The sequence below is a fragment of the Acidobacteriota bacterium genome, from assembly GCA_003225175.1.
Classification (GTDB): Bacteria; Acidobacteriota; Terriglobia; order Terriglobales; family Acidobacteriaceae; genus Gp1-AA112.
Window position 1 is genome coordinate 1 of record QIBA01000071.1, and the last position, 26,201, is coordinate 26,201.

The 26,201-nt window shown below is 55.7% G+C and carries 29 protein-coding genes; 11 read left to right on the forward strand and 18 right to left on the reverse strand.

Annotated features, from left to right (window positions below; genetic code table 11):
- Window positions 1–172 precede the first annotated feature (172 nt).
- Window positions 173–640 (forward strand): hypothetical protein, encoded by a 468-nt coding sequence (locus tag DMG62_20630; GenBank protein ID PYY20953.1) that lies wholly within the window; start codon window positions 173–175, stop codon window positions 638–640.
- Between the two features lie 202 nt (window positions 641–842).
- Here the strand turns inward: DMG62_20630 and DMG62_20635 are convergent, their stop codons facing one another.
- On the reverse strand, window positions 843–2,759 hold the full coding sequence (locus DMG62_20635) for a hypothetical protein (protein PYY20954.1): 1,917 nt from the start codon (window positions 2,757–2,759) through the stop codon (window positions 843–845).
- A 220-nt stretch (window positions 2,760–2,979) separates the two neighbouring features.
- Here DMG62_20635 and DMG62_20640 point away from each other — a divergent pair, with 220 nt between their 5' ends.
- Window positions 2,980–3,477 (forward strand): hypothetical protein, encoded by a 498-nt coding sequence (locus DMG62_20640; protein ID PYY20955.1) that lies wholly within the window; start codon window positions 2,980–2,982, stop codon window positions 3,475–3,477.
- 156 nt (window positions 3,478–3,633) lie between these two features.
- Here DMG62_20640 and DMG62_20645 read toward each other — a convergent pair whose 3' ends face one another.
- Both DMG62_20645 and DMG62_20650 read right to left on the reverse strand, forming a co-directional pair.
- A complete protein-coding gene (locus DMG62_20645) occupies window positions 3,634–4,230 on the reverse strand; it encodes a hypothetical protein (GenBank protein ID PYY20956.1) in 597 nt (198 codons plus the stop codon).
- A gap of 513 nt (window positions 4,231–4,743) precedes the next feature.
- Window positions 4,744–5,202 carry a hypothetical protein gene (locus DMG62_20650; protein ID PYY20957.1) on the reverse strand — a complete coding sequence of 153 codons (459 nt, stop codon included), beginning with the start codon at window positions 5,200–5,202 and terminating at the stop codon, window positions 4,744–4,746.
- Window positions 5,203–5,418: 216 nt separating this feature from the next.
- Here DMG62_20650 and DMG62_20655 point away from each other — a divergent pair, with 216 nt between their 5' ends.
- On the forward strand, window positions 5,419–6,147 hold the full coding sequence (locus tag DMG62_20655; protein ID PYY20958.1) for a hypothetical protein: 729 nt from the start codon (window positions 5,419–5,421) through the stop codon (window positions 6,145–6,147).
- A gap of 78 nt (window positions 6,148–6,225) precedes the next feature.
- On the opposite strand, the gene DMG62_20660 is transcribed toward DMG62_20655, so the two are convergent.
- Window positions 6,226–6,477, reverse strand: coding sequence for a hypothetical protein (locus DMG62_20660; GenBank protein ID PYY20959.1), 252 nt, complete (start codon window positions 6,475–6,477; stop codon window positions 6,226–6,228).
- A gap of 63 nt (window positions 6,478–6,540) precedes the next feature.
- Between DMG62_20660 and DMG62_20665 the strand changes: the two genes are divergently transcribed.
- On the forward strand, window positions 6,541–6,999 hold the full coding sequence (locus DMG62_20665) for a carbohydrate-binding protein (protein PYY21033.1): 459 nt from the start codon (window positions 6,541–6,543) through the stop codon (window positions 6,997–6,999).
- Window positions 7,000–7,174: 175 nt separating this feature from the next.
- On the opposite strand, the gene DMG62_20670 is transcribed toward DMG62_20665, so the two are convergent.
- On the reverse strand, window positions 7,175–8,278 hold the full coding sequence (locus DMG62_20670) for a hypothetical protein (protein PYY20960.1): 1,104 nt from the start codon (window positions 8,276–8,278) through the stop codon (window positions 7,175–7,177).
- On the opposite strand from DMG62_20670, the gene DMG62_20675 reads away from it, so the two are divergent.
- A complete protein-coding gene (locus DMG62_20675; protein PYY20961.1) occupies window positions 8,267–8,554 on the forward strand; it encodes a hypothetical protein in 288 nt (95 codons plus the stop codon). The two genes, DMG62_20670 and DMG62_20675, sit on opposite strands and share 12 nt — an antisense overlap.
- Window positions 8,555–8,640: 86 nt before the next feature.
- On the opposite strand, the gene xth is transcribed toward DMG62_20675, so the two are convergent.
- Window positions 8,641–9,414: an exodeoxyribonuclease III gene (xth, locus tag DMG62_20680; GenBank protein ID PYY21034.1), complete on the reverse strand. Its 774-nt coding sequence runs from the start codon at window positions 9,412–9,414 to the stop codon at window positions 8,641–8,643.
- Window positions 9,415–9,456: 42 nt separating this feature from the next.
- Complete coding sequence (locus tag DMG62_20685; protein PYY20962.1) at window positions 9,457–10,434, reverse strand: chromosome partitioning protein ParB; 978 nt, start codon at window positions 10,432–10,434, stop codon at window positions 9,457–9,459.
- 1,065 nt (window positions 10,435–11,499) lie between these two features.
- On the opposite strand from DMG62_20685, the gene DMG62_20690 reads away from it, so the two are divergent.
- Window positions 11,500–13,329 carry a hypothetical protein gene (locus DMG62_20690; protein PYY20963.1) on the forward strand — a complete coding sequence of 610 codons (1,830 nt, stop codon included), beginning with the start codon at window positions 11,500–11,502 and terminating at the stop codon, window positions 13,327–13,329.
- A gap of 192 nt (window positions 13,330–13,521) precedes the next feature.
- Here DMG62_20690 and DMG62_20695 read toward each other — a convergent pair whose 3' ends face one another.
- Entirely contained in the window at window positions 13,522–14,001 is a 480-nt protein-coding gene (locus DMG62_20695; GenBank protein ID PYY20964.1) for a hypothetical protein, read from the reverse strand.
- A gap of 132 nt (window positions 14,002–14,133) precedes the next feature.
- Between DMG62_20695 and DMG62_20700 the strand changes: the two genes are divergently transcribed.
- Together DMG62_20700 and DMG62_20705 are read left to right on the forward strand one after the other, a co-directional pair.
- Window positions 14,134–14,682: a hypothetical protein gene (locus tag DMG62_20700; protein ID PYY20965.1), complete on the forward strand. Its 549-nt coding sequence runs from the start codon at window positions 14,134–14,136 to the stop codon at window positions 14,680–14,682.
- 938 nt (window positions 14,683–15,620) lie between these two features.
- Complete coding sequence (locus DMG62_20705) at window positions 15,621–16,550, forward strand: phosphoesterase (GenBank protein ID PYY20966.1); 930 nt, start codon at window positions 15,621–15,623, stop codon at window positions 16,548–16,550.
- Between the two features lie 292 nt (window positions 16,551–16,842).
- On the opposite strand, the gene DMG62_20710 is transcribed toward DMG62_20705, so the two are convergent.
- The 7 genes from DMG62_20710 to DMG62_20740 form a co-directional block, all read right to left on the reverse strand.
- Window positions 16,843–17,130 carry a hypothetical protein gene (locus DMG62_20710; protein PYY20967.1) on the reverse strand — a complete coding sequence of 96 codons (288 nt, stop codon included), beginning with the start codon at window positions 17,128–17,130 and terminating at the stop codon, window positions 16,843–16,845.
- A gap of 144 nt (window positions 17,131–17,274) precedes the next feature.
- Window positions 17,275–18,123 carry an alpha/beta hydrolase gene (locus DMG62_20715; protein PYY20968.1) on the reverse strand — a complete coding sequence of 283 codons (849 nt, stop codon included), beginning with the start codon at window positions 18,121–18,123 and terminating at the stop codon, window positions 17,275–17,277.
- A gap of 51 nt (window positions 18,124–18,174) precedes the next feature.
- A complete protein-coding gene (locus tag DMG62_20720) occupies window positions 18,175–18,564 on the reverse strand; it encodes a cupin (protein PYY20969.1) in 390 nt (129 codons plus the stop codon).
- Window positions 18,565–18,682: 118 nt separating this feature from the next.
- On the reverse strand, window positions 18,683–19,465 hold the full coding sequence (locus DMG62_20725; GenBank protein PYY20970.1) for an NmrA family transcriptional regulator: 783 nt from the start codon (window positions 19,463–19,465) through the stop codon (window positions 18,683–18,685).
- Between the two features lie 329 nt (window positions 19,466–19,794).
- Window positions 19,795–20,076, reverse strand: coding sequence for a hypothetical protein (locus tag DMG62_20730; GenBank protein ID PYY20971.1), 282 nt, complete (start codon window positions 20,074–20,076; stop codon window positions 19,795–19,797).
- Window positions 20,077–20,094: 18 nt separating this feature from the next.
- Window positions 20,095–20,574 carry a hypothetical protein gene (locus tag DMG62_20735; protein ID PYY20972.1) on the reverse strand — a complete coding sequence of 160 codons (480 nt, stop codon included), beginning with the start codon at window positions 20,572–20,574 and terminating at the stop codon, window positions 20,095–20,097.
- A gap of 135 nt (window positions 20,575–20,709) precedes the next feature.
- Window positions 20,710–21,939 (reverse strand): amidohydrolase, encoded by a 1,230-nt coding sequence (locus DMG62_20740; GenBank protein ID PYY21035.1) that lies wholly within the window; start codon window positions 21,937–21,939, stop codon window positions 20,710–20,712.
- Between the two features lie 771 nt (window positions 21,940–22,710).
- Here DMG62_20740 and DMG62_20745 point away from each other — a divergent pair.
- Entirely contained in the window at window positions 22,711–23,535 is an 825-nt protein-coding gene (locus DMG62_20745) for a 2-methylisocitrate lyase (protein ID PYY20973.1), read from the forward strand.
- A gap of 27 nt (window positions 23,536–23,562) precedes the next feature.
- Here the strand turns inward: DMG62_20745 and DMG62_20750 are convergent, their stop codons facing one another.
- From DMG62_20750 to DMG62_20760, 3 genes are all read right to left on the reverse strand, one after another.
- Complete coding sequence (locus DMG62_20750; GenBank protein PYY21036.1) at window positions 23,563–23,901, reverse strand: histidine triad nucleotide-binding protein; 339 nt, start codon at window positions 23,899–23,901, stop codon at window positions 23,563–23,565.
- A 65-nt stretch (window positions 23,902–23,966) separates the two neighbouring features.
- The gene (locus tag DMG62_20755; GenBank protein PYY20974.1) at window positions 23,967–24,731 is read right to left on the reverse strand and encodes a septal ring lytic transglycosylase RlpA family lipoprotein; all 765 of its coding nucleotides are present in this window, start codon (window positions 24,729–24,731) and stop codon (window positions 23,967–23,969) included.
- Window positions 24,728–24,943: a hypothetical protein gene (locus DMG62_20760; GenBank protein PYY20975.1), complete on the reverse strand. Its 216-nt coding sequence runs from the start codon at window positions 24,941–24,943 to the stop codon at window positions 24,728–24,730. The genes DMG62_20755 and DMG62_20760 overlap by 4 nt, the downstream gene beginning before the upstream one ends.
- Window positions 24,944–25,209: 266 nt before the next feature.
- Here DMG62_20760 and DMG62_20765 point away from each other — a divergent pair, with 266 nt between their 5' ends.
- Together DMG62_20765 and DMG62_20770 are read left to right on the forward strand one after the other, a co-directional pair.
- Window positions 25,210–25,977, forward strand: coding sequence for an NADH-specific enoyl-ACP reductase (locus tag DMG62_20765; protein PYY20976.1), 768 nt, complete (start codon window positions 25,210–25,212; stop codon window positions 25,975–25,977).
- Window positions 25,978–26,012: 35 nt separating this feature from the next.
- Window positions 26,013–26,198, forward strand: coding sequence for a hypothetical protein (locus DMG62_20770; protein ID PYY20977.1), 186 nt, complete (start codon window positions 26,013–26,015; stop codon window positions 26,196–26,198).
- Window positions 26,199–26,201 lie beyond the last annotated feature (3 nt).

Genomic DNA, 26,201 nt, shown 5'->3' on the forward strand with positions numbered 1-26,201 from the left:
TACAGCGGCGCTATGCCTTCGCCCTGGTTTTTCGCCCAGGCTTCTAAACTGACTCCCAATTCGATAAGTACAAAGGACAGCTTGAGACAGTCGCCTTTCTGCCACTCAAGGTGTTCTAATCTTACTGCTGGGGCGGACCGGCCTCTATTTCGTGTCATTGAGGAATTTAACCATGAAGAAGGTTTATCTAGTCCTCGCAGCAACCACCATGTTCGCCATTGGTGGCGCCGCTTTTGCGCGCGGACCGCAAGACGCGCAGAACAGTCAACCACCCAGCCAATCAGGACAAGGCCATGGGCAGGGCAGAGGAGAAGGACACGGTCAAGGCATGATGAGTCCCGATGCGATGCTCGAGCACATGTCGCAGGAACTCAGTCTTACCGATGACCAAAAGGCCAAGCTCAAGCCCATTCTCGAAGACCAAGCCAAACAGATGCAGGAGTTGCGCAAGGATACGTCCAGCTCCGATCAAGATCGCCACGCAAAGATGAAGCAGATCCACGAGAACACCATCAGCCAGATGCGTCCCATTCTGAATGCGGACCAGCAGAAGAAGCTCGAAGAGATGATGAGCCGCCGCTCCGAACATGGAAAGCGCGAGCACGACGGCAACCACAGCTCCGGTTCCAAGCCGCAGTAGTGTTCCAACCGTATACCTGCGGAGCCACTGAGTGTGCTCCGCAGGTATCTGGACGGCAAACGATTCGAATAGGGCTTCTTCGACCAGGAGAATTCTTAGGGGAATTCTTGAGGAAGATGAGGCTAGAGAGGACCAAATAGGGACGATCAAGTAGGGACAACCAGAAAACCGGTGACAGTTCCCGGTTTCTCCAGCCTCTAAATTACTCCGGCAAGCCTATATGGTGTATCAACGTCTGAAAGCGGGGCTCGGTGCCCATCTTGGGGAATTGGGAGTAATCGATTTTCGTCCATACTGCCATGCCGGAGCGCTCCTCGCAGATCTTCTCCAGGATATCGAGAGCAGCGGCGTTGTTCCCAATCTGGGCGTAGGCCTGGGCTAATGCCAGTCGCCCTAAGATGGTCTGCGGCGCCTGCCGCTTTGCCGCTGTGATAACGATTTCTGCTTCCATTCGGTGATAGCCGGCGATGCCTGCGCTCGCGTACGCATCCTTCAATCGAGCGATGTCTTGCTCGCTTGCACCGTCCAGCGAATGTTGCTTCAACGAAGCTTCCACTGCTTCACGGGAACGGCCTTTCGCTTCGTAAGCCGCGCTCATGTACCCATACGCAGCCGAGTAGTTCGGGCTCAGCTCCTGCAGTTTTTTGGAGCGCTCGATGGTCTCGTCGCGATGTGGCGAGTGCGCGAGGATGAGCGCCACGATGTTGTTCAAAGGTACGGAGAGGGGATCGAGCTCCAGCGCGCGATTGGCTTCCGCGATAGCATCATCCCAGCGGCCATAGACGGCCAGGAGCAACACGGCATATCCGTGGTGAGCGGTGGGATAATTCGGATTCAGTTCGATGGCGCGTTTGAACTCCGCCTCTGCGCCCGGCCAGTCCCAGTCATAAAAGAATTTCACCAGAGCCATCGACGTGTGGCTCTCGGCAAGATTGGGATCGAGTTCCAGCGCCTTCAACGCCGCGGCTCTCGCTTTTGGCATTCCCTCACGAGAGGGCATGTTCCCGAAGGCATACGAGCGGTAGAAGTAAGCGTCGGCTAAGCCTGAGTATGCCAAGGCATATCGGGGCTCGTACTTCAGGACGTCCTCGAAGTATTGGATGGCTGTTGCGAGATCAGAATCTGTCCTTTTATTCCAGAAAAAGCGCCCCCGGGCATATGCCTCATGGGCGCGCGGATCGCTGAACTGGAGCGCCGCCAGACGCTGCTGGTGCTGAGGAGTGAGCTCGACCTGAATCTCATTGGCGATGGCATTGGCCACCTCCTGTTGCATGGTCAGAATGCCGCCGTGAGTGCGTTCATAACTGCGGGCCCAAACGTGGGTCTGATCCTTCACGCGAATGAGCTGAGCGGTGACGCGCACACGATCGGCTTCCGTCCGGATGCTGCCCTCGAGGACGTAGTCAACCGCAAGTTCCTTCCCAATCTGGTCCACCGCGACGCGGGCGCCTTTGTACTTCATCGCGGACGTGCGCGCGATTACTCCCAGCCGTTCCGGCTGCAGCGAGCCAAGCTGGGTGATCATCTCTTCGGTCAACCCATCGGCGAGGTATTCCCGCTCAGCGCCCGGGCTGTAGTTCTGGAAGGGAAGCACGGCCAACATGATCTTCGCAGTTGAGCGCGCGGCCGATGCCCGGCTGCGAACCAAATAAATCGCTGCGAGCGCAGTCAGTATCAGAACCATTGCGCTTGCAATCAGCAGGACTTTGCCGGGCACTAGTGTCGTGCGAGGCGGGATTTGTGGAACAGTAACCGCGGCAGCAGCGCTCGCGATGCCATTTCCTGAAGCGACAGGAGCGACGAAGCGATAACCCTTGCGGGGAACGGTCTGAACAAAACGGGGTTTGTCCGGATCGTCAGCCAGCACGCTACGGATCTGGCGTATGCAGGAGTTGAGTCCCTGCTCGAAGTCAACGAAGGTGTCCTGTCCCCAGAGCGCTTCCCTTATTTCCTCGCGGGTCACCAACTGGTTGGCGCGGCTCGCGAGCAGGATCAGCACCTTGGCCGGCTGAGGATGCAGCTTCAGCAGAAGTCCGCTCTTGCGCACCTCTCCCGAACTTGAATCGAGCTCAAAAACTCCAAAGCGAAGAACAGAATTGGGCGCGGAAGCTGTGGCCATAGTAAGCGCTGAGGGGGTGCCAGATTATAGTCCGGATTTCGCCCTGCAGGCCGCAATCATGTATTGAATCAACTCTTCTGCTTTCAGCTGATTGCGCAATCAGAAAAGAACTATGCGGACGATCATTGACCTTCTCTCCGCGAAGTAGCAAATATTCCGCTCGAGTCTCAATTCCGGCATGCATGGAAAAGACCGCAATCAAGCACAAAGGAGATTATTTATGCGATCGACCACTCGCTACTTCGGCCTCTCTCTTGAAGTCATTCTGCTGCTGGCATCGCTCGGCACAACCGCGTTCGCGAAAAACCCAACCTGCTCAGAAGTTGGCGGCGCGATTCTGACCAATATCGGCGGCTTTGGGCAAATCGATGGCCATCCCACGACCCTCGGTCCCGCCACCGGCGATCTGAAGGGCGCAGTGGGCGTCGAGATCAAGGACGTGAATCAGAGTTCGACCGTCATCACTGTGCAGCACCACTGGGTTACAGAGAACGGCGACACCCTGAATATCGATGAAGCCCAGGCGGCGGGCATGTTTCTCCCTAATTCGGCTTTGTTCGCGATCACCGACTATAAGATCACGCTGAGCGGCGGCACCGGACGTTTTGCCAACGCGACCGGCCAGATGAACGCAATCGGCGAAGTCGATTTCAGTACTGGCCATGCCATCCTCCGTTACTCCGGCCAGATTTGCTACAGCGCGCAGGAAAGACGCTAACATGACGACGCGGTCGGCTTGCTTTACGTGGAAGGCACGGCGGAGTTGAGACGTGTGACGCACTCTCCTACCCCAGCAAGAAAACCGAGTTGCCGGGGACCCCGAGTCTGCGTGGAGTTTTGCAGGGTGACGCTGGGGCACCCCCGGCCGCCAAGTCTAGTTCTGAAAAATCTCGAACAGCGAATTCGTCGTCTTGCCGATGTTTCCCAAGTCGCTGGTAAAGCTGTTTCCCAGGAAGCTGCCCGTAACATGGGCGCTGTTAAGTTCATTATTGAGCTGTGTGTGCAGACGCGCTCCGGGAAAGGTCTTCCAGTTCTGACTCAAGGTTCGGTTCGACATTACTCCATCCTGCTGCCAGTCAATCTGGATTACGCCGAACGGTCCTGGAGTGCAGGTGGAACTCTGGCCAGGGAAGTGTGTGCAGCTCGTTGCCATAAATCGGGACACCTGTGACGTGTCCACATTCAAACTCGCGACATTCGCATTGTTGAGTTGAGCCGCGTCATTCGGGATATAGCCACCGCCGAATTGGAAGGTGGAGGAGCCGTCCGGGCTCGAGAACGAGTAATTGTAGATAAGCAGGGTCTGCCCGCTGGTGTCCTGGCTCACAGAGATGTGAGCGATGTATCCGTTGATGCTGAAGGTGTCGTCGGCAAATGTGCCCGTCATGCGGGTACTGATCACCGGCGCACTGTCCTGCGCGAAAGCAAGTGTGGAAAGCGAGACAAGAACGAGAAGGAGGCGGATTTTCATGGCATGGGCCCTTTCTGCCCCGTAAGGGCATGTCTTTCTGGATTTCGGGGGCTTTGATGTCCTGAGATTTCGCAGCTCGCGTGCGAGTTGTCTCAGCCGCGAAGACTTCTCCGGATTGGCGCGAGGGTGGCCTGAGATGAATGTTCATCAGCCCGAGGGCGAGGAGTGAGGGAAAACGCCTCTTTCAAATACCGAAATGGGAATAAAACAGCTGCGGTTCAGGCACCTCAGTGGCACCAGAAAAATTTCCTAGTACGCGCCTTAGTTCTCTTAATTCTTCCGTCGGTCGCCACGCGGGGGGGCGTGGACGGATGGCGCACCTGCTGCCCACCCTTTGATGTTGGTTCCAATATGGAACTTTAGGATGTGGGTGCCCGGCTTATGGAGGGGCACCCTTTGTGTTGGAGTCCGAGCAAAAAAACCGAAACGGGAAAGAGCAGCCAGCCAGTCCTGTTTCGCTGTGGCCGAGTCCGAAAAGGCCCGCTCATTGCCGAGCGAATCTCGGCGGGGATGCTAAGAAACGTTTGTGCTGTGGAAGGCTACTTCCTGCCACTTGCCGCCTCGTTTCACGAAAACACGCGTAACCTGATGTCGCCCGCTCATGTCCTTGCCTTTTTGCGTGCCCTTCACATCAACAGTGTAGGTTGCAACTGCCGCGTTACCGTAATCACGAACTTTCACATCGCTGGTTTCAATTGACTGAATTTTCACATCGCCGTTCTTGAAGGCGCTTACCCATTCACTTTTGGTCAGTAGCTTGCCGTCCTGTCCCACTCGAGTGTAGTCCTCGGCAGCATTCTTCTCGGTGTAAGAGGAGTCACCCTTCAGTGTGGCTTCTCGCGACTGATTGAGCAGCGCCTTGATTTGATCTTCAACGCCGCTCGCACTCTTCTTTTCCTGCGCGACCGCGCTGGAAGAGAGACAAAGCGCCATGCACACTAATAGAGCCAGTGTTCCGATCCTGTTTTTCATGTGTTCTCTCCTGTCATTGCAATCAGACGAGCAGGAATGCTACTCGCCGACACGGAGCGAGTCAAAAATTGGTGCCGCACTCTGGCTGAATCTTGGCCAATTGCGGAATGTCTCACCTGAAGCAGAGTTGAAGTGTGCACCCGGAGAGAAATCCTGGTAATCACGAATTGCACCTCATTACTGCTTGAGAGAGAATGACACCCGGAGGCAGCCATCATGGTTCACACAGTAGTTGATGGAACGTTTCGGCAAACTAATTTGACCAACGAATCTTCCGAGTATCTGGCCAAGCGCGAGGAGCTTCGCCTTGCCGAAATCGAGCTCATGCGACAGCGCGAACGCGTCGCTGGGCTGCGCCGTAGTCTTCCTAAAGGTGCTCCTATTAAGGACTATCAATTTGAAGAGGGTCCACGTGACCTCAACGCTGGTGATGCGCCTGGGAGCACTGTCCGCCTCAGCGAACTCTTCACCCAGCGCAATCGCTCGCTCGTCATCTATCACTTCATGTTCGGAAAAAGGCAGACTAAGGCTTGCCCTATGTGCACCGCCTGGCTTGACGGTGCGAATGGTGTCGCCCATCATCTCGCTCAGAATCTTGACTTCGCTGTTGTCGCGGCCGCCGATCTGCCGACTCTGCGCGCTCACGCTCGCGAGCGGGGCTGGGACAAGTTGCGTCTCCTCAGCGCCGGCAACAACACTTTCAAATACGACTTCGGCAGCGAAGACCGCGAAGGCGGTCAGGATTCAACCGTTTCCGTTTTCACGCGCGACGCCGACGGCACCCTGCGTCACTTTTACACAGCGCATCCTTGGATGGCGCCGGACATTCGGGAGCGTGGCATCGATCTGCTCACTCCTATTTGGCACTTCATGGACCTCACCCCACAAGGCCGGGGCACTTGGTACGCCAGCCTTGCTTACGGTACCAAAGTCCAGGCTGCCTAGTTCACCTCGAGCCAAGGCTTAAACGCGCCATTTCAACGCGGAGTCTACGTACGAGTCGCATCATCGTACATGTTGAGGCTATACAAGCATCTCCGGGTTGCCGTTTACCAAGGAGTTAGGCGATCGCGTCTGAATTGCCGACAATCCGGAAGTCAGGAATTGCACCGGTTGCGCACGCGCTGCTCCGGTCAGCGGTATGATGCGAGTATGCCTATGAATCAGCAATGCCCAGTCTGCAAGGGTCGGCGGACAGACGGAAACGGCAGAACCTGCCGGCAGTGCGGCGGTACAGGAGAACTCAGGCCCGGCCCGGATGAGCGCGACGTGCAAGCCCATGTTCCATATCCGCACCGGCAAGGGCAGCAGCAGAAAGAAAAATCGTTACGCAAGCGCCTGATCAGCCCGATCCGGCAGGTCGCGCCGGTCCCCGAAGCCGAGTGGCTGGAGTTGGACAGAGCGGCCTCGGTGGAAGTGACTTCCGAGGATCCGCAGCATCCGATCGAAGGCGCCCTGCTGAGGGAAGACAAACGTGGATGGCGCGCGTCGGAAGCCGGCCCGCAAACTGTACGGCTCATCTTCGATCAGCCCCAGAATATCCAGCGCATTCAGCTGGCATTCGAGGAGAACGAGGCGGCCCGCACACAGGAGTTTGTCCTGCGATGGATGCCCAAAACGGGACAGTCCCATGAAATCGTGCGCCAGCAGTGGAATTTCAGTCCTCCAGCCACCGTCCATGAGGCTGAGAACTTCTCCGTACAGCTTTCCGGAGTGAGCACGCTGGAACTCGTCATCACTCCCGACATCAGCGGCGGAAAAGCTCATGCTTCTCTATCGCAATTGCGTTTAGCCTGACGTCGACCATGAAGGCCGAGCAGTACTCCAGGCGCGTAATTCAACGCTCACCAATATCACTGGTGCTCGACGCGACCCGCCGCTGGGGATCGCAAAATCCGGAAAGCCCGATCTGCCCCTTTGTGAACTGAGCGCCAGAAAGGAAATAGGACGATTAGCTTCGCAAATTTCCACGCTACGGAGCAGCCAGCGCTAGTTTGATCCTCTTCACATTGTTCTCCCGCTGGCTCTGACTGGGGATCTGCTGGGCTACGTCCAGGGCCTGCTCCAACGCGCGATGAGCTTCTGCCGATTGGCCTTTTCGCTTCAGCGCGTCGGCTTTGGTTTGCAGCAGCCAGGAGCGACCGAGGGCTCCCGGGTTGCGAGACAAGCCACGATCGCAGGCGACAATGGCTGCGTCGTAGTGTTTGGCTGCTTTTTCCATCTGCGCTACGCGCAGTGACGCGTTGTAATTGTGCGGCATGGCGAGCTCGGATGTTCGCAGCGAGGGGAGCACGCGTTCGGGATCGCCGTTTATCTGGATGGCTTCGACGCGGGCGATGTCCACGGCCGAGCGCTCCTCGTCATCCACCGGCTTAATAGCATCGAGTTCGGCCAGCCATTTGTCCTCCAAGCTTGCCGCCAGCGGTTCCTCATTCCGTGAAATAGCGAAGTACATGAGCGTGCGGTAAAGCTCGTTGCGCTCATCGCGTACCGTTTCGGGAGAGGAGAGAGCTTGTTTTGCCAGAGGCACCAGTCTATCCGAAGCCGCACTACGCCAGGCTGCGGCTGTGTCACCCTGGACCAAGCACCACATGCCCGCAGCAACAATGCTGGCAAAGGTATTGTCATGCGTCATGAGCGAGGCTTCCCGGGCGGCAGTTTCTGCGCACTGCTGATGCTGCTCATGCAATTGCAGCGCGGTGACGAGCGAATACTGGGCCACTGGGCGAGGCGGCCAGTCCGGCGGCGCGAGGCGCAGCGCTTCCTGATAAGCGGCGACAGCTTCCGGCGACTTGGTGCTGAGAAGCTCGTCGGCCCGTTGCAGGGCGGCGTCGGCCGACGACTGCGGATTTCGTGCGAGGCTCACTCCCCGGTCCAGGAACGCTCTGAGCTCCGTCTCGGACATAGCTCCCGGTTGATCGGACAGGACCTTGCCGTCGGCATTGATCACATAAAAGGTTGGAGTCGCACTGGCCTCAAAATGGGAAAAGAAATCCTGGTTCTCCGGCTTGTCGAAGTTCAATTCCAGCCAGACAAACTGTCCGGCGTACCTGCTGAGATCGGCATGCGCGAGCATGGTCCTCATCAGGCGGCAGCTCGATCACCACGGAGCCCAGCACTCGACGAAGATCGGCTGCTTGCGTTGCTTTGCTTGCGCGAGCGCTTGTTGATAATTGTCCTGGATGAACGGGAGCTCTGCGGCAAGCACTGGCGCAAAGCCGATAACGATCAGCAAAGCAAGAATCTTTTTCATGCGACGGGAGATGGACGCGTCCGGCAGGTCGAAGGTGAGCAAGAAAGCAGGGAACAGGTTACATGGGACAGGGAACAGCGGGATGGCGTGATCGCGTGATCAGTTGAAGTGAACAGCCAGTGCACAACAATAAGGGTGCCAAAAAATGCGACGGGCTGATCTCTCCATTCATGAAAGTACGTGCTCTAAAGATCGACCTTGATCCACACCGGAGCATGGTCGCTGGCGTTTAGTTCGCCCCGCACCCATCGGTCTACACTGCCGTCCGAAAGTCGCTTCGAGATGTTCGGTGAGAGCAGGAAGTGATCGAGTCGCATGCCTTTGTCCTTCTCCCATCGTTGAAATTTGTAATCCCAGAATGTCCAGAGTGGACCGGCTGGGCGCAGCTTGCGCATTGCGTCGGTCCAGCCTTGAGCGAGCAAACGCGCGAAGGCTTGCCGGCTTTCCGGCTGGATTAACGCGTTGTTGTCCAGGGAGCGAGTCGGATAGATGTCCTGCGGGGTGGGCACGACGTTGTAGTCACCAGCCAATATCACGGGTACACCGCTCGCCATGAGTTCAGCCGCATGAGTAATCAGACGCTCAAACCACGTCAGCTTGTAGTTGAATTTCGGACCAGGCTGCGGATTCCCGTTGGGCAGATAGATGGAGGTGACCAGGACTCCATTCACAGCCGCTTCGATGTAGCGCGCCTGACGATCTTCAGGATCGCCGGGCAGGCTTGAGCGGGTCAGCACAGGAGGGTGGTTCCGCGCGAGAATGGCCACTCCATTCCAGGAACGCTCGCCTTGCCAAACTGCTTCGTATCCGAGCTGGCGAAAGGCATTCACGGGAAAACCGTCGTGATCTGCCTTGAGTTCCTGGAGACTCACAACGTCCGGCTTCGCTTTGGCCAGCCAGGCCAAGAGATTATCCAGCCGCTTGTGGATGTTATTAATGTTGAAGGTCGCGACTTTCACAATAGGCAATTAGCGAATAGCAGATCGACTGTAAAGGTGGCACTATCCTTCGTTGTCCGGTGGCCCGGCTGCTCCTGCCAGGTCTTGCGACTTAATTTTCTCCACGTTAAATCTTGCGGCGCGTTCGCGCATGGTTTGAAGCAGGTCTTCCAGCTCGGGCGAGTCGCCTTTGATCCAGCGTAGAGGATTGATGCGAGCTACCACAAACGATCTTAGATAGGGACTGACTAGCCCGCGCTCCTTGAGTTTTTTCACTACGGCTGCGACCTTCTCCTCGAGGTCGAGTACCGATTTGGCATTCTTCTCGTGCTGCTTGAGGGAGATTCGCAGCGGCTCGTCAGTGAAGGCTTCAAGGCGGCGCAGGATCGGGTGATAGACTCCGCCACCAAAGCGGGGTACACGTTCGTAGCAGATGCCAAGTGTGACCAGCGCGGCTTCGTCAAGGTAAAACGTAAATTTGGATTCGGGACGGGAGGCGTCTTCGTCAACCAGTCCGCGGTAGATGCGGATCACCTCGAGAGAGCGCTCTTTCAGGTTATGGGCTTTCTCCGTGTTGAGAGCCAGGATCTGCCATGCGACTTCCCGATCTGGAACCACGAGCGCCGAAATAGATTTGGCTCCCAGGCGACGCATGGCTGCAAGGCGATGGCGTCCGTTGGGGGTCCAGAAGCCCCCGCCATTAGGAGCGGTGACAGCGATGATGGGATCGAGAAAGCGTCCGGTCTTATTGATTACGTCGGCCAGGCGCTTGTGATGCGCGTCGGAGAGGTCGCGCTGAAAGGGTGTGGGCTCGATAGCGTCGATCGGCAGAATGGAGACCAGGACAGCATGACCGCCAAGCGGATCTTTATAGGAACCTACGACGCATCCGCCGGCTTTCTGAACGGCTCCGGCGATCTCGGCTGCATTTCCTGAAGGTTCAGGTAACTGGCACTCTGCCGGGCCGAGCCCCTTCGTTCCGGGCTTCGCTTTGCGGGGACGCTTCTTCGGCGCTGCGCGTTTCACCATAGGGATTCCCATTCTAGTCGCTCGCCACTCCACGCCGAATGGTGAAACGAATTCCGGCTGCGAGCAACGGATTCAGCGTGAACGTGGCTTAATTCACTGGTGTTCGCGGAACAGTGAATTTATCAGCGAATTTAACAGCGAATATTTTCTCAAGATGAGGGCGAGCAACGGACGATTCCCCGCAACCTCCTGCCCCGTCAGGAATTACGGACATTCGCGATTTTTAGCCGCCAAAAAGAACAGTGAATAACAGTGAATAAGCAGTGAATTGTGAAATTCGCATCCGTTGCTCGCGCCAACATAAGATGATTGCCACGAGCACTTTCCCAAAGCCGCCTGAGTTCCAAAATGAAATTTTCGTTGACTCGCAATCTTGACTCGTGGTAGCACCGAACCAGGTTCGGTGCTGAGGAATAGTTTAGGGACGGAAACGATTTCCAGTCATCATTTGGATTTTCAGGTGGGAGCCCCAGATTTGGGCCTTCAGGTGGGTGGAAGCCCCCGACTTCAGTCGGGGGAGCAAGGCTTTTCAAGCCTTGCGAAAGAAGCGATCGCATAACATTTTGTGGGCTTTAGCCCTGGCGCTTCCCGATCTGAAACCCCACGGCTAAAGCCGCAGCGAAGGCGAATGCGCGCGTTTGCGAGGCTTGAAAGCCTCTCCCACGCATGAATGCGTGGGCTCCCACCCAAAAGGCAAGAGCGTAGGATCGCCCCTGATTTGGATTTTCAGGTGGGAGCTCCCAAATTTAGGTTTTCAGGTAGGAGCCCCCGGATTTATCCGGAGGCAATGCTTCAGCGTTGCAAAGAAGTCCCAACGACGGAATAAACCTAATATAAACAATGGGGTACGCGCATTACGTTAGTGCTTTGACTTTCCCCTCCTGGGATGGCAACTTTATGCACATAACCGAAGTGGCATTTCCCCACCACCGAAGGAAGGGATCAATAGAGCCGAACTTCTCCCCTACTCTCCGCTAAGGATTTCTGTACCCGGACTTGGAAGGTACCGCGAGTGAGCGCTCTGGCCGACGCTTACTGAAAGGCGGTTTCGTGGCCAAGGAATGAGAGGGTAAGAAAGTGAGAAATTCAAGCTCTTTCCTGCGCGGACTCGCCTTTCTTCTTGTTCTGTATCCTTCGTTTTTGTTCTCCCAGGCACCCGTTAGCGACGACACCTTTTCGTCTGCCGATCGCAAAGCAAACTATGGCGATAAAGATTACCTCGCGGTGCAGAGTCCTGCCTCGACTGCATACATCAGGTTCGATCTTTCCCGCTTGCCGCAAGGAATAACCGGAGAACAAATCAATAAGGCCACGGTTCGACTCTGGGTTTCCGCTGTCACTCAGCCTGGTTCACTTGATGTGGTCCGCGTGGCGAGCTCGTGGAATGAGGACACACTCCAAGGCAACAACTTGCCGTTACTTGGAATTACTGATGTACACAACGTGCAAGTGTCCAAGGAATCAAAGAACCATTATCTGGTCATCGATCTCACTGACTTAGTGCGGGACTGGGTGAACAATGCGCAAATGAATTACGGCATCGCCCTCGTTCCCGCAGGAAATATCTCTGCGGCGTTCGATAGCAAGGAGAACGGAACCAACAGTCACGACGCAGAATTGAACGTGGAGCTCCAAAAAATCGGACCGATGGGTCCACAAGGGCCTCAGGGTGTGCGCGGCTTGGTTGGAGCTGCCGGAGCCGCTGGACCTGCAGGGCCGCAAGGTGTACCGGGACCTGCCGGACCTGCGGGCGCAACCGGGTCTGCTGGACCTGCCGGAGCAGTTGGCCCCGCCGGAGCTCCTGGACCGAAAGGGGATACCGGTGCAACCGGAGCCCAGGGTCTCGCCGGACCGCAAGGACCCAAAGGTGATACCGGAGCAACCGGCGCACAAGGTCCAAAGGGGGATACCGGTGCAACCGGAGCCCAGGGACCTACCGGAGCGCAAGGACCCAAAGGTGATACCGGAGCAACTGGCGCACAAGGTCCGAAGGGTGACACCGGAGCAACCGGAGGCCAGGGGCCCGCCGGCGCTGCTGGTCCACAAGGCCCTGCTGGAGCAACCGGCGCGCAAGGTCTGAAGGGTGACACCGGAGCAACCGGAGGGCAGGGGCCCGCCGGCGCTGCTGGTCCACAAGGTCCGGCCGGAGCAACCGGCGCGCAGGGTCCGAAGGGTGACACAGGTGCGATGGGAGTCCAGGGACCCGCCGGTCCGCAAGGCCCGGTTACGTTGGCGTATCCAGACAATCCTCCAGCCAATCCGTCAGCTTACGATGACGAGTTCAATTCTGGGACTTCACTCAAATCCATCTGGGCTGGACCCAGCGCAGGAGTGGTTGATGGCGAGAATGCAGCGTCCTCTGTTGCCGGCTGGGACGTGAACAACACCATCCCAGATTGGTTGAATGTCCATCTCAGCAACGTGGGCGGAGCAAGCTTCGTCATTCAGCAAGCCACTGCCCCGAGCGCTCCGTTCTCCTGCACGGTGAAGTTCAGCATGGCAGGCTTCGCGAATTTTACTGGAGTGTATCTCTACTTCATGAACGGAACTTCTGGCGCAGCCACGGATGGAGTCCGGCCAGGAGTTGAATTCAATCCCTCTGCTTTGGCTTACCAGAGTGTTCAGGCGACATTTAGCACAAAAGATTCGGGCAACTGGAATTTCACTCGCAGCGGGCATGTGATCCCACTTTGGGGAACCTTCTACATGCACGTGAAGTACGATGGAACAAGCTGGCGCATGTGGATATCGCCGAATGCGGTTTCATGGCTTGAAGTAACGTCAGGCAACTTCGTGAAAGCCTTCACGGTTCGTGCTGTTGACGTCTCGATCAAGCTGAACGGCGCAAGCACTGATTCGCGCTTCGGCGTAGATTGGATCCGCTTCAACTGGCTCACGCTTCCGTAACTTGGGAGCCACCCAATGTCGAACGATCAGTGGCCCTCACGTAAGTGTGCGCGACTTGATTGCGTTCGTGCTGCACCGCTCGGCCCAGTCTTTCTTCCCGTTTCGGCTTCTGGGTCCGAGTGCGCCACCCGCCCCTTAGCAGACCTGCCCGGTACCAATCTGCGGTCGTTCAAACGTAACCAGTAGCCCGATTTAGGATCGCGTTCGCCCGGCACCCTTCTTGAGACGAACGGAAAGACACTCGGTCTTGATGCGATTCGGATTCAAAGCGCGCAGCAGATGGGCTGGTTCTCCATTAGGAGTGCGGGAAAGACGTTGATCCCACTCTGCCAGCGTGTGGCGAATCGCGCGGCGGGCAGCCTTTAATTCATCGATCTGCCGATCCACGCGGGCAAGAATCTCCTCGGCGGCAGCTCGCACTTCCCGGCACGGCGCATGCCCGGAGTCGCGCGCCTGCAAGAACGTCGTCACCTGCTTAAGCGAAAATCCGAACCGCAATGCATTCCGCACAAAACGGATTCGCTCCAGCATCGCCTCGGAATACCATCGATATCCGGAATCGGTTCGTTCGATCTTCGGCAGCACTCCCATGCGCTCGTAATAACGCAGTGTATCGGGGCTAACCCCGGCCAGTTCAGCCGCCTCACCAATTCGCAGTGCGCGAGAGTTCATCCCGCCGATGATAGACCCTGGAGCGATTCCAGGGTCAACGGCAGCGCTCAGTCAACTTTACCCTTGACTCTGGAATCGCTTCGAGCCTCTAGGATTTCAGCTACATGCGGTATTCCCTGTGGAGAGGAAACAATGCCAATGCCGAGTTGTAGAAAATTCAGGTTACTGACATTCGCCATCGCCCTCCTGTTCGCACCGCGCACTGTAGCCATGCAACATGAAATGCCGGCAGGCATGACGCACGAACAGCATCTCGCACAAATGAAAAAAGAAGCAGAGATGAAAAAACGCGGGAACGCAGCCATGGGATTTGACCAGGACAAAACCACGCATCACTTCCTGCTTACCCGCGACGGAGGCACAATCCAAGTCGAAGCCGACAATGCGGCCGACACCACCACTCGCGATCTAATTCGCACGCACCTAAGGGCAATCTCAGAGCAATTCGCCAAAGGCGACTTCAGCGCACCTTTGATGACTCACCATGAGGTTCCTCCGGGTGTACCCATGATGCGGCAACTGAAATCGACCATTACCTATACGTTTGAAGAAAATCCCCAAGGCGCAGTCGTGCGCATCAGCTCGGCGAATGGCGACGCGATAAAGGCCTTACACGCGTTTTTGCGCTATCAAATAAAGGAGCACGCAACCGGAGACCCTACGAGCATCAAGGCAGAATAGCAGCCCGAGCGAGCCCGAAAAACGTTCTGTTTGTTACGGTGAACCCGATCGCCAACAGCCCTTCTACAAATGTTTTTCCTAAACGCGGCATTCGCTCCACCAGTGCCGCCCCATCCTGAGCGTAGTCGAAGGATCCTGTGTTTATGCTGTGGCTGTTTGCGGCACGGCATAACAGGATCCCGGCAGAGGCCGATGTCCTCGGAAGTCCCGCCAACTGGCGGGACGCATGCTAGTAGCCCACCACAGCCCAGTGGTGGGCTAGGGAATAACAGAATTGAAGTTCGGCTTCCAGCCGGACGGTCGAGAATTGTCTCAGGTGGGAGCCCCCGCATACCGGGGTCCCCAGCAAACGCGGGGTTCGTTTGCTGGGGTGGATTCATGCGGGGGAACAACGCTTCAGCGTTGCAAAGAAGCGATCGCATAATAATGTTTGGGCTTTAGCCCCGGAGCCGTCCCGATCTGAAACCCACGGCTGAAGCCGGAGAAAAAGGAGAATGCCCGCGTTTGCGAGGCTTGAAAGCCTCTCCCACGCATAAATCCACCCCAGCAAACAAATACGACGTTTGCTGGGGACCCCGGTATGCGTGGGCTCCCACCCAAAAGCCAACAACGTTGCCTTAGCTAATTGCTGATTGCTAATTGCTTTCTTCAAGCTGATTGCTAATTGCTGAATGCTGCTTTTCTTGCAAGAAACAAGGCCAGGGCACCCGCAACTAGCTTTTCTGAAGTGAACGGTCAACTTCGCATTTGTAAGAACGAGAGCTACTCCGCTTCCTTGGAATCGTCAGAATTGGGCGATTACGCCCCTGCGAATGCCCGGCATCTAAGAAAGCTGTGGCCAGCGCAGGTGTGTGGCGTGCTCACTGGTTCGACCAGATTGCAGTGCCCTTACTTCCTCTGGCGCCATTCGACTCATCATTGTTCCGGAGAAGAAAAGTATGTGGACAAACCGACTGTATTCTCTTTCGCTCACAGTCATCGGCGCCATCTTGCTGTCGCCACTCAGCGGCGCGGGGCAACAAAAAGTACAGCATCACATCAAGACCGTTTTCATCATCCTGATGGAGAACCAGAACTGGGCGGCGATCAAGGGCAACCCGCAGGCTCCGTACATCAACAACACGCTGCTGCCGAAGGGCTCGCACGCGGAGCTGTATTTCAACCCGACGCTCAACCATCCGAGCCTACCCAATTACCTTTGGCTGGAGGCGGGCACAAATTTCGGCATCCACGACGACAATCCTCCGAGTGTGAACCACCAGAGCACCACCGAGCACTTGGTAACCCTGCTTAAAAACGCGAATGTCACCTGGAAGGCATATGCCGAGAATATCGATGGAGTTACGTGTCCGCTGACGGATAACTATCCTTATGCGGTCAAGCACAATCCATTTGTTTACTTCGACGATGTGACTGACAATCTGAATCCCAATTCGGCGTACTGCATTCAACACGTCCGTCCATTCTCCGAGCTAAGCACTGATTTGCAGAACGGCACTGTAGCCAGCTACAACTTCATCATTCCGAACCTCTGCGACGACATGCACGACCTCTGCCAGCCAACGCAGATGCAGATCAAACAAGGCGACGACTGGCTGTCACAGCAGGTGCCGGCGATCCTCCACTCGCACGCTTACCACCAGGGCGGCGCGCTGTTCGTCACCTGGGATGAAGCCGAGATCGGCGATGGACCTATCGGCATGATCGTCCTTTCGCCATTTGCAAAAGGAAATGGCTATCAAAATTTCGTCTACTATGAGCATGGCTCGACCCTGCGCACGATGGAAGAGATCTTTGGCGTCAATCCGTTGCTGGGAGATGCGGCGGGCCAAAGTGATCTCAGGGATTTGTTCGCCGTGTTTCCCTGATGAGGCAGAGCTCCGATTCGAACAGCAAAGCAAAGCCCCTTCTGAACCGGCGGCCATCAAGAAGAAGTCGGTGAAAAGACAGCCTGAAACTGCGCGATTATTTTTTTTGTAAATGACGCAGTTCAGGAGCCTGTCGGAGATAGATTTTTTGAAACGAAGAATCAACAACTTGCAAGGAGTGCTGTGTCTGTAAGTTGTTGATTCCTGGTTCGGGAATCGTTCACTCCGACAGGCTCTCAGGCCGTCCCCAGTTTCCTTTTTCTCAAAAAAGAAATAAAAGGTGGCGCGACTCTCAAGATGCAATGGTTGATGGAGAATTACTCGCGCGTATCTTGCGGATCGTGACGAACTGTCCGTCAAGCGAATAGCGGCCGTTCGTCATCAACAGCACATTGTCTATCACTCCGCTTGTCTCTCCTTCACGACTGATTTCTAACCAGGAACAGATATAGTCTTCGCTCTCTGGCCCAAGCCCCTCCTCCATATCAGACAACGTGCGGCATACAGTGGCAGTTATCTCATCACCAGGTATGTCATCGAATGTCAGACTGATGCGATCACCGACGAATAGATCTTCCATTTTGAACCTCTTTCTGCGCGTTAACCATCGAGCTGGATCGCAGCATCTCTCGGGAGTTGTCGATCATTTCCCTACAGACCGATTTGTCAGAACCTCACGCCCGGCAGATCGGCAAAGAAATCCGATCTGCCGCGGCGTCAAGATTCAGGCTGCCGTCCTGCGAGCTTTTTGAACCGAGTTCAGAAATTTCAGCAAGTCGGCGTTGACTTCATCCGGGTGCGTAGCCGTTAGGCCGTGAGGCCTACCCGGATAGTAAATTTCCTGTGCTCCTTTGATGAGCCTCGCCGATTTCTTCGCTGAATCTTTGATCGGCACAATCTGATCGTCCTCCCCGTGCATCACCAGCGTGGGCACATCGAACTTCTTGAGGTCCTCGGTGAAATCGGTCTCGGAAAATGCCTTGATGCTGTCGTAGGCATTCTTGAGACCGCTCTGCATGCTCCACAGCCAGAACTGGTCCAGTATCCCCTGCGAAACGCTCGCACCTACTCGATTGGCGCCATAGAAGGTTGCGGCAAAGTCTTTGTAGTATTGTGAACGGTCTTTGGCAAGACTGCTTCGCCCTCCGTCAAACACCTCGATCGGGACGCCTTCCGGGTTTGAAGCGGACTTCACCAGGAGCGGCGGCACAGCAGCGATCAGAATGGCCGCGGCAACCCGCTTTGTGCCGTGCCGTCCGATGTAACGTGCCACTTCGCCTCCGCCCGTGGAGTGACCGACCAGAGTCACGTCCTTGAGATCGAGCGTCTCAATGACCGCGGCTAGATCGTCGGCGTACCCATTCATGTCGTTCCCGGACGAGGCCTGGCTGGACCGGCCATGGCCACGCCGGTCGTGCGCGACGACTCGGAAACCGTTCTGCGCGAGGAAAAGCATTTGGCCGTCCCACATGTCCGAGTTCAGCGGCCATCCGTGTGAAAACGTGACGACCGGGCCTTCGCCCCAGTCTTTGTAGTAGATTGTCGTGCCATCTTTCACCGTAAGTGTGCTCATACAAATTTCCTCCTTGATTTTTTTCGAAATGGAAATGCTTGCGGTTTTGATTTAGTTGGCGGGTACCAACACGGGAGCGCCTTTGTCCTTCACGAAGAACACCACGAATTTCGCTGGTTTGGTTTGGCTTGCGTTCCGCCCCACGACGTGAACATCATCGGGGCCTTCGTAGAAGGTCTGACCTGGTGTCAGCGTAACTTCCTTTCCGCCTCTCACCTGCATCACGATCGAGCCTTCCAGCACATAAATAAATCCATGGGCATTGTGCCGATGTATTGGGTCTACACTTCCCGGCGGATAATCCACGATGAGCATCAGGCCTTCTTTGCCAGGAAGGTTTGTCAGGTCTTTCGACAGGAGCTCCGTTACCTTAGCTTCCTGTGCTACCAGCGTGCCGGACATCAGAAATGCGAGCACCAGAATTAACTTTGTGAACGTCATAAGGTCACCTTTCGTTTGACCGATGCTATACGCGGCATGAATTGCAGGTGTGTTAGCTGGAAGCCACGCGCCGCTGCGGTTTCACGGTTTTTGCTAGCCGCTAGTGGCAGCCACCGCATCATGCTGCGGGATGCGATTTCGCATGAGGAATCTCAGCTGTGGTCTGATTCACCCAAGCTTCGTAGCGGGTCTCGCCGAGTCGCGCGTTATCACCCGGAACCAGTGTTCTGTCGTTGATCTTCGCCCCAGAGTAGAGCGCATTCGGATCAGCGACGACTTCACGAGGATCTCCGAGCTGGGCCAAACGCCGCCGGACTAGTTCGTCCATACGAAACTGTTCCGGCCCTCCTATTTCGACGGTGCCATTTACCGGCGTCCCTACCGCGATCCTGCCTACAAGAGTCGCGATATCGTCGGCAGCCATTGGCTGGAAGAGCACAGGAGGCAAATGCACCTTGTCGCCAACCATGGAAATGTCGGCAAGACCCTTGACGAATTCGAAGAACTGCGTTGCCTGGACGATCGAGTAGGGGATTGACGATTCCTTAATCAATTTCTCCTGAGCGATCTTGGCGCGGAAGTAACCGCTTTCGGACAGCCGCTGGGTCCCCACGACGGATAGTGCAACGTGATGTCCGACGCCTGCGGCAGCTTCAGAGGTGAGAAGGTTACGCGTTGATGTTTCGAAGAAATTCAGCACCGCCGCGTCTTCCCAAGAGGGAGAGTTCGATACGTCGACGACCACCGATGCACCCTTCAGCGCTTCGGCCAGTCCCTCGCCCGTGAGGGTGTTGACCCCAGTGTTGGGGGCTGCCGCTACTGCTTCATGCCCCTGTTCATGAAGCTTGTTGACGAGCTTTGATCCGATGAGTCCAGTGCCGCCGATCACTACGATTTTCATGATTGACTCCTTTAATAATCAGGTTTGCTGTTTCAGACGCCTTCAAAAACTAGAGCGGTGAACGCAGGCTCTCTTTACTTTACTAGGTCAATGAAGTGAGGCTATCGAAGCTCACCTGAGTACGCCATCCTAATCGCCCGGTTTTGAACGAATCTTCCGATTTCTTTTCAGCACAAACCGTTTCGGCGGTAGAAAGAGGGACAGCCTGAGAGTCTGTCGGAGTAAAAGATTCCCGAACCAGGAATCAACAACTTAAAGACACAGCACTCCTTGCAAGTTGTTGATTCTTCGTTCCAGAAAATCTATCTCCGACAGGCTCCTGACCTGCCCTATTTTTCTAGAATCTGTGTCGATTTGAAACGGGGCAGATCAGGCTGTTCCGTTTCTTTCACACATGAGTAACGTCCAACGACGCGACGGTCTGGGATATTATCCTCGTGATTCGAACCCTTATGTCCTCTTTCCCCGCAGTAGGTCAGCAGCCAACGCCCATTTTGGACTTGCGCGAAGATGCACCGGAAAATATGCCACATGAATTCAGCTTCCGCAGGGTGCAGCAATCCAAAATCGAACACTGGCTCCTTCGATTCGCTCAGGATTCGCAAGATCAAATGCGGGTAAACGCTACCTCACATTGACGGGTAATTGGGATCGATGTCGATGCTGTCGGCTAGGAACGCCTCCAAGAATGCCTCAAAATTAACGGCTGTTGGTTTCTTGAGCTGTGCGATCTGTTCTGCCGTTATCTCCTCCCAGAACCAATCATGCGCAATGAGCACGACGGGCGTTCCGGTTTCCGGCGACGCGGCGTTCAAATCGAAACAAAATGTATCTCCGAAAAGCGTCGTTGAGAAGACAAGGTATCCATGCTCACGGATGTAACAGCCAGGGACATAGTCGGTGTTCTCCTCAATGATGTTCTTGATCGGCCACAGGCGAACACCATCAATCTCAGCGCAAAGAACCGGTTCGGCCTCACGGTAGAACGCGATTGCTTCTTTCGGTACTTTCAGAGATCTGAGTTGATCGATTCCGCCTGGTGTCGCTGGAACAAAATCGATTTCCGTCTGCTTTTTGAGCGTGGCAATCAGGTCTTGCCGATCAGCCATGCGCGAGAGTTTATCAGAGTGGTCGGACGAGCGGGCCCATCCTCTTGCTGCCGGTTCCAATGTGGAACCTAGAAAATGAGTGCGGGATGTACCAGTATCGGCAAGATCAAATCCAAGAACAGCTTTGGCTTTACGCTATCGTCTGTCCTTGTACACGACTCCGCCCTTCATCACGAACACCACTCGGCGTACTGCGGTAATGTCCCTGGTCGGATCGCCATCCAGGGCGATGATGTCCGCTTGCATGACTGGACTGAGTGAGCCGATTTCCTTGTCCAGATTCAGGGCTTGCGCGGCGAGGGAGTTGGCTGAGACCATGGCTGCCATGGGATCCTGGCCGCCGTCCTTGACTCGATAGATGAACTCCTCGGCATTGCGACCGTGGGCTCCGGCCACGGCATCGGTCCCAAAGACGATCTTCAACCCGGGAGTCTTCAGCGCGCGCTTGAACATTTCCACGTTGAGTGGAAGGACTTCTTGCATCTTGGCGAAGCCTTCTTCGGTGTAGCCGGGCGCGCCGAGAAACTTTTCTTTGTTATCCAGATAATTGTGGATCACCAGCCCAACCTGCGGATCGAACCAGGTGCCGTGACTCGCCATGTTGCGCAGATTATCGTCGGTGGTAAGGCTGCCGTGTTCCACTTCGGTACAGCCGGCGTCGGCTGAGGCCTTCACCGCATCTTTGTAAGCGTGCACCACGGAGCGCATACCTTGCGCACGAGCTTCGTCGCAGGCGGCTTTGAGCTGCTCGTTGCCGAGCGTTTGACCTCCACCCTGACGGATGCTGCTCGAAGCAAAAATCTTTAGTACGTCGGCGCCGTCGGCTTTCACCTTGCGGACGAACTCGCGGATCTGATCGGGAGTGAGCTTCTCGTCGGTGAGGGGATTGACCGCCGTCAGAATTCTCGGTCCAGGCACGACGCCGCGATTGATCGCGTCGCGCAGCGGCACGTCTTCCGGCGATCCCAGGCTTTGAATGGTCGTGAAGCCCGCCAGCAGCGTACGCCACGCGTTGCCCTCGGCCTCAAGCGTCGCTCTCTCGGGCAGCTCGTCCTTCTCGCCAAAGTGCCCGTTCGGCCCGAAATGCCATGTAGGATGCGTATGGCTGTCGATCCATCCAGGCAAAACCGTGAAACCGCGTAGATCGTAGTTCGGACGACTGCTGTTGCCGCCAGATTTCCGAATTGAAACAATTTTGTCTCCGCGGATTTCAATCTCTAAGTTACGCAGCACCTTGCCGCGACCGTCAAATGCATAGTCGGTGACGATGGTTAGGGAGCGTTCCTGCGCCTGATCTGAGTTGAGCTGAAAGACGAGGAAGTAATCCTCGCGGTCGGGTTTTACGAAGTCGTATTGTTCAACCAGGCGATAACCCGCTTGCGCGGCTTCCTTTATTACAACGTCCTTCTGAACACCATGATCTTGGCCGTTGCCGTTACGGTCGATGATGCCGAGACGGGCGCTGCTGCGAAGCGACCTTCGCAAGTTTTCCAGCAAGACTACAGGAGCGGCGATCTCGTGGTAGGTCTTCAGTATCAAAACGGAATCCACGCTGTTGGGAGGCAACTTCGGATCATCCGGCGTGCTGAGAATGGTTTTCACATTGTGGAATCGTTCTTTTTGCACTCTATCGTCGATGTACTTGATCGATTCGGGATTGATGTCGACGGCATACACGGTGCCGTCGTTTCCCGTGCGCTTTGCTGCTCTTACCGTGAACCAGCCGGAACCTGCGCCGATATCCGCGACATTGGTTCCTGAATGGATGCCGAGAATGTCCATGACGCGCTGAATCTGGAGCTTCTGGTCTCGCTCCGGATTCTCGAAAATCGAAAGGTCGCCGGCATAGGGTGTGCTGGTCTTTCTGTGTTCGGTGCTCTGGGTTGCGGCTGACTGTGCGGCTAAGCTTGAAAGCTGCAACAGGCAGAGAATGGTCGTGTGAAGACAACGAAGGAGGAAGCTCGTGCGCGATTTGTCCAATGCAACTTGTTGCTGACCTTGCATGTGTTTCAACCAAACCCATCTGAGCCGCTATCTGGCTGCGCGGCAGCGACTTGTCCCATCAGCTTTTTGCGTTTCGAGAAATGGCGAAACGATGCCGATCCGCTGACCATAGAATAATCGCGGAGCCCTCCAATGCCTACTCAAGCAGAAAAAGGAAAAGTATTCCGCGGGCTGCATCAGCGCGATCGTGCGTTCATCATTCCTAATCCGTGGGATGTGGGGACAGCGCGATTATTGCAGTCGCTGGGATTTGCGGCGTTAGCCACTACGAGCGGGGGATTTGCATTCTCTCTTGGCAAATCCGATGGCGCTGTCGATCGGGATACGATGCTCGCGCATTGCGCGGCACTGGCCGCTGCTACCGATCTGCCCGTCAGCGCGGATCTGGAAAATGGTTATGCAGATAGCCCGAGCGACGTCGCAAATACAGTTCGACTGGCCGCGAAAGCCGGCCTGGCCGGCTGCTCCATCGAGGATGTACGTCAAGGTGGTGGAAATGCGCCCTATGAGATCTCATTCGCAGCCGAACGAGTACGTGCTGCCGCTGAGGCTGCGCATTCGCTTGGATTTGCATTCACGCTAACCGCAAGATCAGAGAATTTCATTGTGGGACGTCCTGATTTAGGCGATACGATTGCGCGGTTACAGGCGTTTCAGGAAGCAGGCGCTGATGTGCTCTTTGCCCCAGGACTAAAAACCAAGGACGACATCCGAACAGTAGTTCGATCCGTGGATCGTCCGCTCAATGTCATTATGGGACTTCAGGGCGTGCAACTGAGTCTGGCCGAACTTTCGGAACTTGGAGTGAAGCGAATCAGCGTGGGCTCCGCGCTGGCTCGATCAGCGTTGGGCGCCTTTCTCCGCGCTGCGCGGGAGATGCAGGCCTCAGGAACATTTACCTTCGCCGAGGATGCAGTGAAGTATGCAGACTTAAATGCGATGTTTGCGGGCGCTTAATAACAAACGGAGCATGATGCTGCCGCATTATCCTGGAGGCCAGCTTAGAGGCCGTCCGCCCAGGAGATGCAGATGCAGGTGGAATACTGACTGTCCGGCGCCGGGCCCAACGTTGAACACGGTTCGATAGCTATTCTCGATATTTCGCTCGCGCGCGATCTGCGCGGCTACAAGATGAAGCTTGCCAATGATTGCGGCATCTTCAGCCTTTGCTTGCCGGAGTCCAACAACGTGTTTCTTCGGAATAATCAGCACATGTGTGGGAGCCTGCGGCTTGATGTCCTCGAAGACGAAAGTTTCCGCGTCTTCATAGACTTTCTTAGCGGGAATCTCACCGCGAATGATGCGGCAGAAAAGGCAATCCATCTCCGTTCCTCTATTTGCCTGGACAGCATAGCGAAGACGCAGCATGCTGCGTCTCTACCCGGCTTCTAGTCTAATCGCACGAGGAAGACTCCGCCTTCGGGAGTGGTAATACTTTGCGAAATCTGTTCGGCAAGTTGGCGGTCGTCGTTCTGCACGCGTATGCGGACCCACTCGCCTGTCGGTCCAGCAAACTCGAGTACATTCGCGGGATGATAACGGTCGATCACAGATTGCTCCATTTGCAACGCAGCTTCTCGAGTGTCGAAGGCGCCAATCTGCACGGCCCACTTTCCGCCAGTGTCAAGAGGGGCAGGAGTCTCGAGCAACTCGACTCTTACCCAGGCGGTACCCGGTCCCCACACATCAATAGCCTTGGCCGCAGCCATCGAGAGATCGACGATGCGCTCGCCAATAAATGGGCCACGATCAGTGATGCGTACCACTGCGGAACTCCCGGTCTTGACGTTGGTGACACGAACGAGACTGTTCAATGGGAGCGTTCGGTGTGCGGCGGTCATCGCATGCATGTCGTAAAGCTGTCCATTTGAGCCGCGACGGTTGTGATATGGCGCACCGTACCAACTCGCTAGTCCCAATTGCGTGTACAGAGGCTTTTCGTTTGGCGTAATAGGAACCGGTGTCGCTGGAACCGGTGCGTTCGTGGTTGTCGTGTCGCGATTTGCCGGCGAGGGCAGCGGCGGCGGCGTTGTGACCGTCGCTTGCGGGGGGAGCTCTGGTGGAGGTGGAACGCTCACCGTAGCTTGTTTATGGCCGCAGCCCGAAAGCAGAGGCAAGAACAATACGAGTATAAGAAGACGAGTTGTTCTCATTTCTGCCGCGAGGCCGATTTCTTGGAGTTGTCCAACCGGTCAGCAAGCTTTTTCAGTTCCTGGGCAACGTTGCGCAGGGCCTGCGTTCCCTCGGTTCGCACTTTTGGCACAACGTGATCGTTCAAATGCTGGATCACACTCCTGATCTCCTGCTCAATCTTAGATGCTGCTTCATCCAGCTTGCGTCTTGTCTGATCGAAATCCGAAGGCATGGCTCACCTCGATTTCTGGATTATGAACGCAGAGTGCGGCCAGAGGCAATTGCCGATTTCACTACGGAGCCATACAGGACAGGCAGAACATTCTTCTTGTTCGTCATTCCGAACCGCCGGTTTATGGCGCTGAGGAATCCCTGCGCGAGGCCCTCAATGGTCTTCTATAGATCCCCGCGGTAGTGACGCGGCGTTTCGGAGTGACGAACAACAAACTCGCGGTGAAAATTGCCTCTGTTATTCTTAGAAGTTTCTCGGAGCACTGGATGATCAACATGCAAGGTCGGGTAGCGGTCGTTTTTGGCATTGCCAATAAACGCAGCATTGCCTGGGCGATCGCGCAGAAGTTACAGGCGGCTGGTGCAACCCTGGCTATTACCTATCAGAACGAACGCCTTGCACAGGAAGCGAAAGACCTCATAGAAGCTCTTCCCGGAGCTGCGGCATTTCAGTGCGACGTTTCGAACGACGTGGAGATCAATCAACTGTTCGAGCAGTTCAAGTCACGCTACGGCAAGCTGCACACGCTGGTCCACAGCGTTGCATATGCTCCCGCCGACGAATTGAAGAATGATTTTATCTTTACCACGCGGGAAGGTTTTCGCATTGCTCACGACATCAGCGTGTATTCCCTGATCGCGGTCGCTCGCGCGGCCACGCCACTGATGACGGAAGGCGGAAGCATCATTACGCTCACTTATTACGGCGCCGAAAAAGTTGTGCCTAGATACAACGTAATGGGCGTTGCGAAAGCCGCACTGGAAGCTTCGGTTCGGTATCTCGCTGCTGATCTGGGGCCGCAGAAGATCCGTGTAAACGCAATTTCAGCCGGTCCCATCAAGACGTTGGCTGCCCGGGGAATTTCAGGTTTAGGAGACATGCTGAAGGCGCATGCGGAACGCGCACCGCTGAAGCGCAACGTGGAAACAAGCGAAGTAGGCGATACCGCGCTATATCTCTCTTCCGATCTCAGTACGGGAATCACGGGCGAGACGATTTATGTCGATTGCGGCTACAACATCATGGGGTTCTGAGTAAGCGCTGACTGCTGGAGTGTCATCTTCGCATTATGCCCAAAAAGCAACTGACCGTTTTCGTGATCGTCGATCTAATTCTTGTGGCGGCAGCAATCCTTGCGGTTTTGCGTCACGTGAAGGTGTTATACGTCATGTTGGGTTTTATCGCGTTCTCAGTAATTAACGGAATATTTTTGCTTGTCACCGTTTTGAGAAAGACGGAACCGCGGCAGAAATAGTGA